Source organism: Flavimobilis sp. BM9, assembly GCF_058313055.1.
The window spans coordinates 266,909-281,725 of sequence record NZ_JBZEMO010000003.1 but is presented as its reverse complement, the minus strand read 5'-3'; the positions used below and the strand labels follow the sequence as shown (position 1 = coordinate 281,725).

12 protein-coding genes are annotated in these 14,817 nt (G+C 70.4%); 9 read left to right on the top strand and 3 right to left on the bottom strand.

Translation table 11 applies throughout. From position 1 onward, the window contains the following. Nucleotides 1-55: 55 nt before the first annotated feature. The 3 genes from AC4F3Q_RS07315 to AC4F3Q_RS07305 all read right to left on the bottom strand — a co-directional run bounded on the left by AC4F3Q_RS07315 (nt 56) and on the right by AC4F3Q_RS07305 (nt 2,912). Nucleotides 56-334, bottom strand: a complete 279-nt coding sequence (locus AC4F3Q_RS07315; protein WP_491039385.1) for a YciI family protein — start codon at nt 332-334, stop codon at nt 56-58. 71 nt (nt 335-405) lie between these two features. Further along, nucleotides 406-1,101: an MBL fold metallo-hydrolase gene (locus tag AC4F3Q_RS07310; RefSeq protein WP_491039384.1), complete on the bottom strand. Its 696-nt coding sequence runs from the start codon at nt 1,099-1,101 to the stop codon at nt 406-408. Between the two features lie 5 nt (nt 1,102-1,106). After that, the gene (locus AC4F3Q_RS07305; protein WP_491039383.1) at nt 1,107-2,912 is read right to left on the bottom strand and encodes a glycoside hydrolase family 15 protein; all 1,806 of its coding nucleotides are present in this window, start codon (nt 2,910-2,912) and stop codon (nt 1,107-1,109) included. A gap of 89 nt (nt 2,913-3,001) precedes the next feature. On the opposite strand from AC4F3Q_RS07305, the gene uvrA reads away from it, so the two are divergent. From uvrA to secG, 9 genes are all read left to right on the top strand, one after another. Next, nucleotides 3,002-5,953: an excinuclease ABC subunit UvrA gene (gene uvrA / locus AC4F3Q_RS07300; RefSeq protein WP_491039382.1), complete on the top strand. Its 2,952-nt coding sequence runs from the start codon at nt 3,002-3,004 to the stop codon at nt 5,951-5,953. A gap of 110 nt (nt 5,954-6,063) precedes the next feature. Continuing rightward, nucleotides 6,064-8,073: an excinuclease ABC subunit UvrC gene (gene uvrC / locus AC4F3Q_RS07295; protein ID WP_491039381.1), complete on the top strand. Its 2,010-nt coding sequence runs from the start codon at nt 6,064-6,066 to the stop codon at nt 8,071-8,073. Between the two features lie 35 nt (nt 8,074-8,108). Further along, nucleotides 8,109-9,047: an RNase adapter RapZ gene (rapZ, locus tag AC4F3Q_RS07290; protein WP_168447457.1), complete on the top strand. Its 939-nt coding sequence runs from the start codon at nt 8,109-8,111 to the stop codon at nt 9,045-9,047. Next, a complete protein-coding gene (locus tag AC4F3Q_RS07285; protein ID WP_491039380.1) occupies nt 9,028-10,020 on the top strand; it encodes a gluconeogenesis factor YvcK family protein in 993 nt (330 codons plus the stop codon). The genes rapZ and AC4F3Q_RS07285 overlap by 20 nt, the downstream gene beginning before the upstream one ends. Before the next feature lie 18 nt (nt 10,021-10,038). Continuing rightward, nucleotides 10,039-11,019, top strand: coding sequence for a DNA-binding protein WhiA (whiA, locus tag AC4F3Q_RS07280; protein WP_491039379.1), 981 nt, complete (start codon nt 10,039-10,041; stop codon nt 11,017-11,019). 198 nt (nt 11,020-11,217) lie between these two features. Further along, a complete protein-coding gene (gene gap / locus AC4F3Q_RS07275) occupies nt 11,218-12,222 on the top strand; it encodes a type I glyceraldehyde-3-phosphate dehydrogenase (RefSeq protein WP_168447455.1) in 1,005 nt (334 codons plus the stop codon). 136 nt (nt 12,223-12,358) lie between these two features. Further along, nucleotides 12,359-13,558 carry a phosphoglycerate kinase gene (locus AC4F3Q_RS07270; protein ID WP_168447454.1) on the top strand — a complete coding sequence of 400 codons (1,200 nt, stop codon included), beginning with the start codon at nt 12,359-12,361 and terminating at the stop codon, nt 13,556-13,558. A gap of 27 nt (nt 13,559-13,585) precedes the next feature. Then, nucleotides 13,586-14,365, top strand: coding sequence for a triose-phosphate isomerase (tpiA, locus tag AC4F3Q_RS07265; protein ID WP_168447453.1), 780 nt, complete (start codon nt 13,586-13,588; stop codon nt 14,363-14,365). 186 nt (nt 14,366-14,551) lie between these two features. Next, a complete protein-coding gene (secG, locus tag AC4F3Q_RS07260) occupies nt 14,552-14,794 on the top strand; it encodes a preprotein translocase subunit SecG (protein WP_168447452.1) in 243 nt (80 codons plus the stop codon). Nucleotides 14,795-14,817 lie beyond the last annotated feature (23 nt).

Sequence of the window (14,817 nt, the reverse complement as noted above, 5' to 3'; positions counted from 1 at the left end):
GCGGCGGTGCCTGACGCGCGCCCGGCCACCCTCGCGGTGGCCGGGCGCGCGTGGTTCACGAGGCCCAGGGGCCGATGACCGGGTCCCACTCGCGCACGGCCGTCGACTCGATCACACCGGCCGCGGCGAACGGGTCGCCTGCGAGCAGCGCGTCGAGGGAGCCCAGGGACGAGGCCGAGAACAGCAGGAGCGCACCGCCCTCCGCGAACGGGCCTGACGCGAGCAGGTCCCCGGACTCGAGGCGTGAGCGCAGGTATGCGCGATGCTCCGGCCGGACGCGGTCCCTCGTCTCGGTGTCGTTGGTGTACGTGTACTCGACGGCGTAGACAGTCATGAGGCCATCCAAGCAGGAGCGTGCAGCGCACCGCACGGGACCACCGCCCCTGCGCGCGTCGGGGCTGCCCGTCACCAGCCGCGCGCCGCCCACTGCGCAAGGTGCGGACGCTCGTGCCCGAGGGTCGTGTCGTCCCCGTGCCCGGGGCGCACGACGGTGTCGTCGGCGAGCCGGTCGAACAGTCGCGACCGCACGTCACCGAGGAGCGAGCGGAAGTCCTCCGGGGACGTCGTCTTGCCGATCCCGCCGGGGAACAGCGAGTCGCCGGTGAACACCTGCACCGGGAGGCCAGGGGCAGCGAGCACGAACGCCGTCGACCCCGGCGTGTGGCCCCGCAGCTCGACGGCCTCGAGCGTGAGCGCACCGACCGCGATCGTGTCGAGGTGTCGTAGCCGCCGCGCGACCGCGACGTCGCAAGCGCGAGCCACCTCGTCAGCGTCTGCGTCGCCCACGGCGACAGGAGCTCCCGTGACGGCGTGCATGTCCCACAGCGCCCCGACGTGGTCGTGGTGCCGGTGCGTCACGAGGATCGCGTCGAGACGCGCGGACGCGCTTCCCGCTCGGACGAGGGCGAGAAGGGCGTCCGAGTCGGCCGCGGGATCGATCAGCGCCTGCGCGCCGGTCGTCGTGCAGGTGATCAGGTAGGCGTTGTTGTCCATCGGGCCGACGGCGAGCTTGCGCACGGCGCCGCCGAGGAACGTGCGGACGTGGGCGGCCCCTCCGACGACGACGTGCGCGCGGTCGGGTGGCGTGTCGGCCTGGCTCATGTCGCTCAGCATGCGCGTCCTTCGTGAGCCGCGTCCAGGGCTTGGGCCGCGCCGACGAGCGCAAGGTGGGAGAGGGCCTGCGGAGTGTTGCCGAGCTGCGCGCGGGCGACGGGGTCGTACTCCTCGGCGAGGAGCCCGACGTCGTTGCACGCCTCGAGCGCGCGCTGGAAGAGCGCCTCGGCCTCGTCGGTCTCACCGATCGCGCACAGGGCTTCGACGAGCCAGAAGGTGCACGCGACGAAGGTCGCCTCGCTGCCGGAGAGGCCGTCGTCGGTCCGTTCCGTCGCATAGCGGCGCACGAACCCGGATGCTGTGGAGAGGTCGCGCTGGACCCGTCGGACCGTGCCCACGGCACGGGGATCGTCCGGGGGAAGGAACCCGACACGCAGGATCGACAGCAGGCTCGCATCGACGTGGTCGGCGCCGTAGTGCTGGACGAACGACCCGAGGTCGTCAGACCAGCCGTGGGTGAGCACCTCGGTCCGGACCTCGGCGCGGCAGCGGCGCCACAGCGCGACGTCGTCCTCGTGCCCTGTCATGTCCTGCCCGTGCTCCTCGACGGCGCGCACGGCACGGTCGAACGCGGCCCACGTCATCACCTTCGACTGCACGAAGTGCTGGACGGGGCCGCGCACCTCCCAGATGCCGTGGTCAGGCTGGCGCCAGCGGTGGACCAGGTCGTTGACGAGCGCGCGCTCGACGGCCCACGACGTCGCGCTGCGCGGGAGGCCGGCGTGCGCTGCGACGTCGAGGGCGCAGAGGACCTCGCCCAGTGCGTCGTGCTGAACCTGCCCGACGGCGCCGTTGCCGGTGCGGACCGGGCTGGACGCCTCCCACCCGGGCAGGTGGTCGCGGGTCCGCTCGAGCAGCTTGTCGCTGCGTGACCCGTCGAGCGCATACATGATCTGCAGGTCCGCCGGGCGGCCCGCGAGCGCGCGGACGAGCCAGTCGCGCCAGGTGCTCGCTTCGTCGACCGCGCCGGCGCGCGCGAGCGCGGTCACGGCGAGCGCGGCGTCGCGGAGCCAGCAGAACCGGTAGTCCCAGTTGCGCTCGCCCCCAGGGAGCTCTGGGAGAGACGTGGTCGCGGCCGCCGCGATCCCGCCGGTGAGCGAGTGGGTCAGCAGGCGAAGGACGAGGAGGGACCGCATGACCGGCCCGCGGTGGCGGTCTGCGACGACGAGCCGCGACGACCATCGCTCCCAGTCGACGCACGTCGCTTCCGCGCTGCGTCCGGGCAGCGCAGCCGGGACGGGCTCCCACGACGGGGTCCAGGTGCAGGTGGCGCTGAACGTCTCCCCGGCGCGCAGCGTGAAGACGTCGGCGTGGCGGTGGCCGGGGGCGTGGGGCTGGTGCGGGAGGCGGTCGGCGCGGAGGGTGAGGGAGTCGGGGCCCGCGACGATGCGCAGCACCGACCCGTCAGACGTGACCCAGGGCTCGACCGCGCCGTAGTCGAACCGGACGACGAGCTCGTGCACGACGGTCACCTCTCCCTCGAGCACCTCGATTCTGCGGGAGAGGTCGGCGTGGCCGTCTCGCGTGGGCATCCAGTCCAGGGCGCGCGCACGCCCGGTGGGGGTCCGGTACTCCGTCTCGAGAACGAACGAGTCACCGACGTAGCGCCGTGAGACCTGGGTCGCCCCGCGGACGCCGAGAGCCCACCGCCCGTTCTCGAGGGTCCCGAGGAGGGCGGCGAAGCACGCTGGTGAGTCGAGGTCCGGCAGGCAGAGCCAGTCGACGGAACCTTCGCGGCTCACGAGTGCGACGGTCCGGCCGTCGCCGAGGGCTGCGTAGTCCGCGATAGGTGTCGACACGGGCTCATGGTCTCGCTTCTCCAGGCGCCGCGCATCTGAGGCGTCGAACACATGTGCGAAGTGTGCCGTCTTGCCCCTAGGATGGACCGGTGAACGAACGACTTGTGGTGCAAGGTGCCCGGGAGCACAACCTGCGCAGCGTCGACCTCGATCTGCCGAGGGACAAGCTCATCGTCTTCACCGGCCTCTCGGGGTCGGGAAAGTCCTCGCTCGCTTTCGACACGATCTTCGCCGAGGGGCAGCGGCGCTACGTCGAGTCGCTGTCGGCCTACGCGCGGCAGTTCCTGGGGCAGATGGACAAGCCCGACGTCGACTTCATCGAGGGCCTGTCGCCGGCGGTCTCCATCGATCAGAAGTCGACCAACCGCAACCCGCGGTCGACCGTCGGCACGATCACCGAGGTCTACGACTACCTTCGTCTCCTGTTCGCGCGTGCTGGCACGCAGCACTGTCCCGTGTGCGGCGAGCGGGTCGCGTCGCAGACGCCGCAGCAGATCGTCGACCGCCTGCTCGCACTGCCCGAGGGGACGCGCTACCAGGTCCTCGCCCCCGTCGTCCGCGGCCGCAAGGGCGAGTACGCCGAGCTCTTCGCCGAGCTTCAGGGCAAGGGGTTTGCCCGTGCGCGCGTCGACGGTGAGATCGTGCAGCTGTCGTCGCCGCCCACGCTCGAGAAGAAGCTCAAGCACACGATCGAGGTGGTCGTCGACCGCCTGGTCGCTCGCGAGGGCGTGCGACAGCGCCTGACGGACTCCGTCGAGACCGCGCTCGGGCTCGCCGGTGGGCTGCTCGTCGTCGACATGGTGGACCTCGACGTGGACGACCCGGATCGTGAGCGGCGCTTCTCCGAGCATCGCGCGTGCCCGAACGACCACGTCCTCACGCTCGAGGAGGTCGAGCCACGGACGTTCTCCTTCAACGCGCCGTACGGTGCGTGCCCCGAGTGCACGGGTATCGGCGTCCGGCTCGAGGTGGATCCGGACCTCATCGTGCCCGACGACGAGAAGTCCCTCCGCGAGGGCGCGGTCGCGCCGTGGTCGCAGACGTCGTCGGAGTACTACGAGCGTGTGCTCACGGCGCTCGCCTCCGACATGGGGTTCTCGATGGACGCCCCGTGGAGGGCCCTGCCGGAGCGAGCGCGCGATGCGGTGCTTCACGGGCAGAACCACGAGGTGCACGTGAAGTACCGCAACCGCTGGGGGCGCGAGCGGCAGTACTCGACCGGCTTCGAGGGTGTGATCGCCTTCATCGAGCGGCGCCACTCCGAGACCGAGTCGGACTGGTCCAAGGAGAAGTACGAGTCCTACATGCGTGAGGTGCCGTGCCCCGAGTGCCACGGCACTCGCCTCAAGCCCGAGGTGCTCGCGGTCAAGGTCGGGGGTCGGTCGATCGCCGAGGTCTGCGAGATGCCGCTGCGTGAGGCGCGCGGCTTCCTGGAGGCCCTCGAGCTGGGGGTCCGCGAGCGTCAGATCGCGGTCCAGGTGCTCAAGGAGATCGACGCGCGCCTCGGGTTCCTGCTCGATGTCGGCCTCGACTACCTCACCCTGTCGCGCGCCGCCGGGACGCTCTCAGGTGGGGAGGCGCAGCGCATCCGCCTCGCGACGCAGATCGGGTCGGGGCTCGTGGGGGTGCTGTACGTCCTCGACGAGCCGAGCATCGGCCTGCACCAGCGGGACAACCGCCGCCTCATCGAGACGCTCACGCGCCTGCGCGACCTCGGCAACACGCTCATCGTCGTCGAGCACGACGAAGACACGATCCGTGCAGCCGACTGGATCGTCGACATCGGCCCGGGAGCGGGGGAGCATGGTGGGCGGGTCGTCCACACGGGGGACTATGCCGGCCTGCTCGAGGCGCCCGAGTCGGTCACGGGCGCATACCTCGCCGGTCGTCGGGTGATCCCGATGCCGCACCACCGGCGCCGTGTGGACAAGTCCCGGCAGATCAAGGTCATCGGCGCGCGGGAGAACAACCTCCAGGACGTGGACGTGTCCTTCCCGCTCGGGGTGTTCACGGCGGTCACCGGCGTGTCGGGCTCCGGCAAGTCGACGCTCGTCAACTCGATCCTCTACACGGTCCTCGCGAACGAGCTCAACAACGCTCGGCAGGTGCCGGGTCACCACAGGCGTGTCGAGGGTCTCGAGGAGCTCGACAAGGTCGTGCACGTCGACCAGGGGCCGATCGGCCGCACACCGCGGTCCAACCCCGCGACGTACACGGGCGTGTGGGACCACGTCCGCAAGCTCTTCGCCCAGACGACCGAGGCGAAGGTTCGCGGCTACACGCCCGGCCGCTTCTCGTTCAACGTCAAGGGTGGACGCTGCGAGGCGTGCTCCGGCGACGGCACGATCAAGATCGAGATGAACTTCCTGCCGGACGTGTACGTGCCGTGCGAGGTGTGCCAGGGTGCGCGGTACAACCGCGAGACCCTCGAGGTGCATTACAAGGGCAAGACGGTGGCCGACGTCCTCAACATGCCGATCGAGGAGGCCGCGGACTTCTTCGCGGCCGTCCCTGCCATCGCTCGGCACCTGCGGACCCTCGTCGACGTCGGTCTCGGGTACGTGCGGCTCGGCCAGCCTGCCCCGACGCTCTCCGGAGGGGAGGCGCAGCGTGTCAAGCTCGCGAGCGAGCTGCAGAAGCGGTCGTCGGGCCGCACGGTCTACGTGCTCGACGAGCCGACGACGGGCCTCCACTTCGAGGACATCCGCCGGCTTCTCGCGGTCCTTCAGTCGCTCGTCGACAAGGGCAACACGGTCCTCGTGATCGAGCACAACCTCGACGTCATCAAGAACGCGGACTGGGTCATCGACATGGGCCCTGAGGGCGGGTCCGGCGGCGGGACGGTCGTCGCGCAGGGAGCGCCCGAGACGGTCGCGAAGGTCGAGGCGAGCCACACGGGCCGCTTCCTCGCCGAGGTGCTCGGCGAGGGCGTGCCGCTCGCCCCTGCACCGAAGAAGGCGGCGGCTGCCGCGACCACGAGCACAGGCAGGGCGGCGACGAAGTCCTCGACGACCGCGCGGAAGCGTGCCGGTGCTCGTTGACGTGGCGGTCCGTCGCGCGGGCGGTGCCTCCGGCACGGCGGCCCGGGGGTGCGCTGGGGTGACCGGCGCCCCCACCCGCGGTGTCCGGGGGCGCGGTTACCCTCGTCATCATGGCTGACCCGAGGACGTACCGACCCAAGCCGGGCGAGGTCCCGACGGACCCGGGGGTCTATCGGTTCCGCGACGAGCACGGTCGCGTCATCTACGTCGGCAAGGCGCGCAACCTGCGGTCGCGACTCGCGAACTACTTCCAGGACCTCAGCGCGTTGCACCCGCGCACGGCGACGATGGTCACGACGGCCGCGAGCGTGCAGTGGACGGTGGTGCGCACCGAGGTCGAGGCGCTCGCGCTCGAGTACTCCTGGATCAAGGAGTTCGACCCGCGGTTCAACGTCAAGTACCGCGACGACAAGTCCTACCCGTACCTCGCGGTCACGATGGGTGAGGACGTCCCCAGGGCGCTCGTCATGCGCGGTGCCAAGCGTCCGGGTACCCGATACTTCGGACCGTTCGGGCACGCGTGGGCCATCCGTGAGACGCTCGACCTCCTCCTGCGGGTCTTTCCCGTGCGGACCTGCTCGGCCGGGGTCTACCGGCGTGCGGCCCAGTCGGGCCGACCGTGCCTGCTCGGGTACATCGACAAGTGCTCCGCACCGTGCGTCGGGCGGATCGACGTCGACGAGCATCGTGCTCTCGCGGAAGATCTCTGCACGTTCATGAGCGGGGACGCGTCGCGGTTCATCCGTGCGCTCACCGCGCAGATGAACGAGGCAGCACAGGACATGCAGTACGAGCAGGCCGCGCGCTACCGCGACGCGATCCAGGCGCTCGAGCGGGCGCTCGAGAAGAACGCGGTCGTTCTCGCCGACGGCACGGACGCTGACATCTTCGGGCTCGTCGGTGACGAGCTCGAGGCGGCCGTCCAGGTCTTCCACGTCCGCGGCGGACGTATCCGCGGTCAGCGCGGCTGGGTCGTCGAGCGGGTCGAGGACGTGACCGACGCCGGGCTCGTCACGCACCTTCTCCAGCAGGTCTACGGTGACGTCGACACCACGGACGCGGACGCCCGTCGCAGCGTGCCCCGAGAGGTGCTCGTCCCTGAGCTCCCGGAGGACCTCGACCAGGTGCGGGCCTGGCTCTCGGGGATCCGCGGTGCTGCGGTCGACATCCGCGTACCGCAGCGCGGCGAGAAGCGCGAGCTTGCCGACACCGTGCGGAAGAACGCGGAGCAGGCCCTCGCGCTGCACCGCTCGCGCCGGTCGGGTGACCTCACGACGCGCAGCCGCGCGCTCCAGGAGATCCAGGAGGCTCTCGACCTGCAGTCGGCTCCGCTGCGCATCGAGTGCTACGACATCTCGAACACCCAGGGCACGTTCCAGACGGCGTCGATGGTCGTCTTCGAGGACGGCCTCGCTCGCAAGCCGGAGTATCGCCGGTTCACGATCCGCGGGCCCGAGGGCAAGGGAGCAGCAGACGACACCGCCGCGATGTACGAGGTGATCACGCGGCGTTTCAAGCGGTACCTCACCGACCGTTCGGAGTCCTCCGACCTCGAGCTCGACCTCACCGACGACGACCGCAGGGAGCTCGCCGACCACGGGTCCGGGGAGGTGGGCGCGCTCGTCGACGAGCAGACCGGGCGCCCGAAGCGGTTCGCCTACCCGCCCAACCTCGTCGTCGTCGACGGCGGGCAGCCGCAGGTCGCCGCGGCGGCCCGAGCACTCGCCGACCTCGGCATCGACGACGTCGCGCTGTGCGGTCTCGCGAAGCGCCTCGAGGAGGTGTGGCTCCCGGGCGAGGACTACCCGGTCATCCTCGAGCGCAGCTCGGAAGGCCTCTACCTGCTGCAGCGCGTGCGGGACGAGGCGCACCGCTTCGCGCTCGCGCACCACCGCAAGCGTCGCGGGGCTGCGATGACGGCCTCCGAGCTGGACGGCGTGCCCGGCCTCGGTCCGGCGCGCAAGGCCAAGCTGCTCAAGCACTTCGGCTCGCTCAAGCGGCTGCGTGCCGCGTCGGTCGAGGAGATCGCCTCGGTCCCCGGCATGGGGGAGAAGCTCGCGCGCGGTGTGCTCGAGGCTCTCGCACCGCCGTCCGCGTCCGCACCCGCGGACGGCGCCTGACCGGAGCGGCCGCCGCGGACTGGCATGCTGGGACCATGAGCGAGGACAAGAACCCACTCACCGTCCCCCAGGGGATCCCTGCGCTCGAGGCCGCTGCCTCGGCGCCCGAGCCCGAGCGGTCCCAGGTGGTGATCATCACCGGGATGTCAGGCGCGGGGCGCTCCCGCGCCGCCGCGGAGCTCGAGGACCTGGGCTGGTTCGTCATCGACAACTTGCCGCCTCAGATGCTCACCCCGCTCATCGAGATGTCGGTGCACTCGGGGCAGACCCTCACGCGGTTCGCGGCAGTCGTCGACGTCCGCGGCAGGCAGTTCTTCGACCAGCTCCAGGACGTCATGGAGCAGATGAAGCAGCGTGAGGTCGACTACCGCGTCATGTTCCTCGACGCCGCCGACGACGTGCTGGTCCGGCGCTACGAGTCCGTGCGCCGCCCGCACCCGCTCCAGGGCGACGGGCGCCTGCTCGACGGCATCGTGTCCGAGCGCGCGCTCCTGCGCACCATCCGTGCGCAGGCCGACGTCGTCATCGACACGAGCGACCTCAACGTGCACGACCTCGGGCGTGAGGTGCGGGCTGCGATCGCGAGCGAGGACGAGCACCCGCTGCGCATCCACGTCGTCTCGTTCGGCTTCAAGTACGGGTTGCCCATGGACGCTGACCTTGTCGTCGACATGCGTTTCCTCCCCAACCCGTACTGGGTGACCGAGCTGCGGCACCTGTCGGGTCGGGACGAGCCCGTGCGTGACTACGTCCTGGCCCTGCCGGGTGCCCAGCAGTTCATCGACCGTTACGTCGAGGCGCTCGAGCCGGTGCTCAAGGGCTACCTCGAGGAGGAGAAGCGGTTCGTCACCCTCGCCGTCGGCTGCACGGGAGGGAAGCACCGGTCGGTCGCCGTGTCGGAGGAGATCGGCAGGCGCCTGCGGCAGGCGGGCCACCGTGTCGTGGTGACTGCGCGTGACCTCGGCAAGGAGTGAGCGGGGGCGCGCTTCCGACGCGCGCTCCGGGCCCGAGGTCGTCGCGCTGGGCGGCGGGCACGGGCTCTCCGCGAGCCTCTCGGCGCTCCGTCTGATGACCGAACGCCTCACGGCGGTCGTGACGGTCGCGGACGACGGCGGTTCGTCGGGACGGCTGAGGACCGAGCTCGGTGTGCTGCCCCCAGGCGACCTCCGCATGGCGCTCTCAGCGCTGTGCGACGAGTCCGCGTGGGGCCTGACCTGGCGCGACCTGCTGCAGCACCGGTTCAGCAGCGACGGCGACCTCGACAACCACGCGGTGGGGAACCTGCTCATCGTCGCTCTCTGGGAGATCCTCGGGGACACCGTCGACGGCCTCGACTGGGTCGGCCGGCTCCTGGGCGCGCACGGTCGTGTGCTGCCGATGGCTGCCGTGCCTCTCGAGATCGAGGCAGACGTGACGGTCGGGGGAGAGCAGCGCACCATCCGTGGGCAGAGCACGGTGGCGACGTGCGCCGCGCACATCGATCGCGTACGGCTCGTGCCGGAGCGCCCCCCTGCGTGCGAGGAGGCTGTCGCGGCCGTCCGTGCCGCTGACTGGATCATCCTCGGGCCGGGGTCCTGGTACACCTCGGTCATGCCGCACCTGCTCGTGCCCGAGCTCGCGCGGGCGCTCCAGGAGACGGCCGCGCGCCGCTGCGTCACGCTCAACCTCGACCCCGAGGGCGAGACGTCGGGGCTCTCGGCGACCGACCATCTCGCGGCGCTCCACGAGCACCACCCAGAGCTGCGCGTGGACGCGGTCCTCGCCGACCCGAGTGCGGTGGACGACGTCGAGGGTCTCACCCGTGCCGCATCAGCGATGGGAGCGCGCACGATGATGCGCCAGGTCAGACGGGGTGACGGGACGGCTCGGCACGACCGCCTCCGGCTCGCGGCCGCGTACCGCGACGTGTTCGACGACTTCCTCGGCGACGTCGGGACCCGCGCGTGAAGATGGCAGGATGACCCCATGGCACTGACGGCAGAGGTGAAGGACGAGCTCGCGCGGCTCAAGGTGGACAAGATCAGCTGCCGCAAGGCGGAGGTCTCTGCGCTGCTGCGGTTCGCGGGCGGTCTGCACATCGTGTCGGGTCGCATCGTCATCGAGGCCGAGGTGGACACCGGCGTCGTCGCGCGGCGGCTGAAGCAGGCGATCACCGAGGTGTACGGCCACTCGAGCGACGTCATGGTGATCCAGCCAGGCGGCCTGCGCCGCGGTAGCCGGTACGTCGTGCGTGTGGCACGCGAGGGCGAGTCGCTCGCCCGTCAGACGGGCCTCCTCGACAGTCGTGGTCGGCCTGTGCGCGGTCTGCCGCCGCAGATCGTGTCCGGCGGCGTCGACGAGTCGGCGGCGGCGTGGCGCGGTGCCTTCCTCGCGCACGGATCGCTCACGGAGCCAGGCCGGTCGTCGGCCCTCGAGATCACGTGTCCCGGCCCCGAGGCGGCGCTCGCGCTCGTCGGTGCGGCGCGGCGGCTCGGTGTGCCGACGAAGGCGCGTGAGGTCCGTGGCGTGGACCGCGTGGTGGTGCGCGACGGCGAGGCCATCTCGACGATGCTCACGACCCTCGGCGCGGTCGAGACCGCGAAGGTGTGGGACGAGCGCCGGGCGCGCCGCGAGGTGCGCGGCACGGCAAACCGTCTCGCGAACTTCGACGACGCGAACCTGCGCCGGTCGGCTCGCGCGGCGGTGGCCGCGGGGGCTCGCGTCGAGCGCGCGTTCGAGATCCTCGGTGAGGACCTGCCGGAGCACCTGCGGGAGGCGGGGGAGCTGAGGCTCGCGCACAAGCAGGCGTCGCTCGAGGAGCTCGGGCAGCTCGCAGACCCGCCCCTGACCAAGGACGCGGTCGCGGGTCGTATCCGACGGCTGCTCGCGACGGCGGACAAGCGCGCGCAGGAGCTGGGCATCCCCGATACCGAGGCCGGGCTCGCGTCCGACCTCCTGGACCTGTGAGCGCGCACCAGCGCGCGTTCGCTCGGACGTTCGTCCCATCGGCCCACCGCCGGACGGTATAGGCTAGGGACGTTCGGTGATGCGGGCCACAACCCCTTCGGGCTGTGACTCGTGTCTCATCCGCGTACATCGACGTACGTACAGTTCGTCAACAACCGTGTGCGTCGGTGCTAGCCGACGCGCCCCGAGGAGGGCATAGTGACCATCCGCGTCGGAATCAACGGCTTCGGCCGCATCGGACGTAACTTCTTCCGCGCCATCATCGCGTCGGGAGCTGACATCGAGATCGTCGGTGTCAACGACCTGACGGACAACAAGACCCTGGCGCACCTGCTCAAGTACGACACGGTTCTCGGCCGTTTCCCGCTGAGCGTCGCGTACGACGACGACAACATCATCGTCGACGGCAAGAACATCCGCGCCCTTGCTGAGCGCGACCCCGCGAACCTCCCCTGGGGCGAGCTGGGTGCTGACATCGTCATCGAGTCGACCGGCTTCTTCACCGACGCGACCAAGGCCCAGGCCCACATCGCGGCCGGCGCCAAGAAGGTCATCATCTCCGCCCCCGCCTCGAACGAGGACGCGACCTTCGTCGTGGGTGTCAACCACACGCAGTACGACCCGGCGAAGCACAACGTCATCTCCAACGCGTCGTGCACCACGAACTGCCTCGCGCCCGTCGCCAAGGCTCTCAACGACTCGGTCGGCATCGTCCGTGGCCTCATGACCACGATCCACGCCTACACGGGTGACCAGAACCTCCAGGACGGCCCGCACAAGGACCTGCGTCGTGCCCGCGCGGCCGCGCAGAACATCGTCCCGACCTCGACCGGTGCTGCGAAGGCTGTCGCCCTCGTCCTGCCCGAGCTCAAGGGCAAGCTCGACGGCTTCGCCATGCGCGTGCCGACGATCACGGGCTCCGCGACCGACCTCACGTTCGAGGCTTCGCGCGACGTCACCATCGAGGAGGTCAACGCTGCGGTCAAGGCCGCCGCTGAGGGCCCGCTCAAGGGTGTTCTCGAGTACGTCGAGGACGACATCGTCTCCTCCGACATCGTGACGAACCCGCACCAGAGCATCTTCGACTCGAAGCTCACCAAGGTGATCGGCAACCAGGTCAAGATCGTGGCCTGGTACGACAACGAGTGGGGCTACTCCAACTCGCTCGTCGCCCTCACGAGCTACGTGGGCGAGCGTCTCTGACGCAGCCCTGCTGACTCGCTGATCGCATGACGTCCGCGTGCGCGCCCACGGCTCGTCCGGGGTGCGCACGCGGACGTCTTTGCGTCGCGGCACGCTGAACCTCCCACCCGAACCTCACGCACTACGGAGTGCCCCTGTGAAGACCATCGCTGACCTGGGCGACCTGCGCGGCAAGCGCGTCCTCGTTCGTTCCGACTTCAACGTCCCGCTCGACGGCACGACCATCACGGATGACGGGCGCATCCGCGCCGCGCTCCCGACGCTCAAGCGTCTGGTCGACGCCGGCGCCAAGGTCGTCGTGACCGCCCACCTCGGCCGCCCGAAGGGCGCGCCTGAGGCCAAGTACTCGCTCGCCCCCGTCGCGGCCCGCCTGGGCGAGCTGCTCGGCGCCCCGGTGACCCTCGCCGAGGACACCGTCGGCGACAGCGCGAAGGCGACCGTCGCGGCCCTCGGCGAGGGCGAGGTCGCCCTCCTCGAGAACATCCGCTTCGACGCCCGCGAGACCTCGAAGGTCGACGAGGAGCGCGCGTCGCTCGCCGCCGACCTCGCTGAGCTCGCCGACGCGTACGTGTCCGACGGCTTCGGCGTCGTCCACCGCAAGCAGGCGTCGGTCTACGACATCGCCAAGGTCCTCCCGGCCGCCGTCGGCGAGCTCGTCCTCAAGGAGGTCGACTCCCTGAAGAAGGCGACCGAGGACCCGGCCCGCCCGTACGTGGTCGTGCTCGGTGGATCCAAGGTCTCCGACAAGCTCGGCGTCATCGCCAACCTCCTCGAGAAGGCGGACCGCCTGCTCATCGGTGGCGGCATGGTGTTCACGTTCCTCGCGGCCCAGGGTCACCAGGTCGGCAAGTCCCTCCTCGAGGAGGACCAGATCGAGACGGTGAAGGGCTACCTCGCCAAGGCGGCCGAGCGCGGCGTCGAGATCGTCCTGCCGACGGACATCGTCGCGGCTGACGGCTTCGCCGCCGACGCGCCGCACGACGTCGTGGCCGCCGACGCCATCCCGGCCGAGCGCATGGGCCTGGACATCGGTCCGGAGTCGCAGAAGCTGTTCGCCTCGAAGCTGGCCGACGCGAAGACGATCGTCTGGAACGGCCCCATGGGCGTGTTCGAGTTCGCCGCGTTCGCCGGTGGCACCCGCGCCGTCGCGCAGGGCATGATCGACGCGACGGCCGACGGCGCGTTCTCGATCGTCGGTGGTGGCGACTCGGCCGCTGCCGTGCGCATCCTCGGCTTCGACGAGGCGGGCTTCAGCCACATCTCGACCGGTGGTGGCGCCAGCCTCGAGTTCCTCGAGGGCAAGACGCTCCCCGGCATCGCCGTCCTCGACGCCTGACCTACCTGACGAACGGAAGACACTGACGTGGCAAACCGCACCCCGCTGATCGCGGGCAACTGGAAGATGAACAAGGACCACCTCGAGGCGGTCCACCTGGTGCAGAAGCTCGACTGGGCGCTCAAGGACGCCAAGCACGACTTCTCCGCCGTCGAGGTCACCGTGCTCGTGCCCTTCACGGACCTGCGGTCCGTGCAGACGCTCGTCGACGCTGACGGCTCGCAGCTCTCGTACGGTGCCCAGGACCTCTCGGCACAGGTGTCGGGGGCGTACACCGGTGAGATCTCGCCCGTGTTCCTCGAGAAGCTCGGCGTCAAGTACGTGGCCGTCGGCCACTCCGAGCGTCGCCAGTACCACGGCGAGGACGACGCGCTCGTCAACGCCAAGACGAAGAACGCTCTCGCGCACGGTCTCGTGCCGATCGTCTGCGTCGGTGAGGGCCTCGACATCCGCAAGGCTGGCGAGCAGGTCTCGTACACGCTCGCGCAGGTCGACGGCGCGTTCGAGGGCATCTCTGCCGAGGACGCCGCCAAGGTCGTCGTCGCCTACGAGCCCGTGTGGGCCATCGGCACGGGCGAGGTTGCGACCCCGGCCGACGCTCAGGAGGTCAACGGCGCGATCCGTGCCCGTCTCGCGGAGCTGTACTCGGCCGAGGTGGCGGACGCCGTTCGCGTCCTCTACGGCGGTTCGGTGAAGTCCTCGTCGATCGCCGAGCTCATGGCTGAGCCCGACGTCGACGGTGCCCTGGTCGGCGGCGCGAGCCTCGACCCGGAGGAGTTCGCGAAGATCGCCCGGTTCCAGGCGTAGTCCGCCTGACCGGAACAGGTCGACGTCTGTCCTGGGCCGACGTCCCGCTCCGGCGGGGCGTTGGCCCAGGGCGGTCGGCGTGACCTATCCTTGACCCGGCGGCCACGGTGCCGTGCGCGGATCCAGGGGAACCGCAGAGCCCGGACACCAGTCCAGGCCGAACAGCGACGAAGAGGGACACGTCTAGTGGACGCGATCGGAATCATCCTGCAGGTCATCCTTGTCATCACGAGCCTGGTGATGGTCCTTCTCGTGCTTCTGCACAAGGGCAAGGGCGGCGGCATGTCCGACATGTTCGGTGGCGGTGTCGCCAGCTCGGTCGGCTCGTCCGGCGTCGCAGAGAAGAACTTGAACCGCCTGACGGTGTCGTTCGTCATCGTCTGGGTGCTGACGATCGTGCTGCTGGGCCTCCTCGCCAAGGTCGGCTGACCGGAGCCCTCCGGCGAGCACTG

Excerpts from the sequence above, each read along its gene's own strand:
- rapZ (WP_168447457.1), top strand. The coding sequence starts at position 8,109 with ATGAGCGAGGACAAGAACCCACTCACCGTCCCCCAGGGGATCCCTGCG.
- AC4F3Q_RS07310 (WP_491039384.1), bottom strand. The coding sequence starts at position 1,101 with ATGAGCCAGGCCGACACGCCACCCGACCGCGCGCACGTCGTCGTCGGA.
- AC4F3Q_RS07315 (WP_491039385.1), bottom strand. The coding sequence starts at position 334 with ATGACTGTCTACGCCGTCGAGTACACGTACACCAACGACACCGAGACG.
- whiA (WP_491039379.1), top strand. The coding sequence starts at position 10,039 with ATGGCACTGACGGCAGAGGTGAAGGACGAGCTCGCGCGGCTCAAGGTG.
- uvrC (WP_491039381.1), top strand. The coding sequence starts at position 6,064 with ATGGCTGACCCGAGGACGTACCGACCCAAGCCGGGCGAGGTCCCGACG.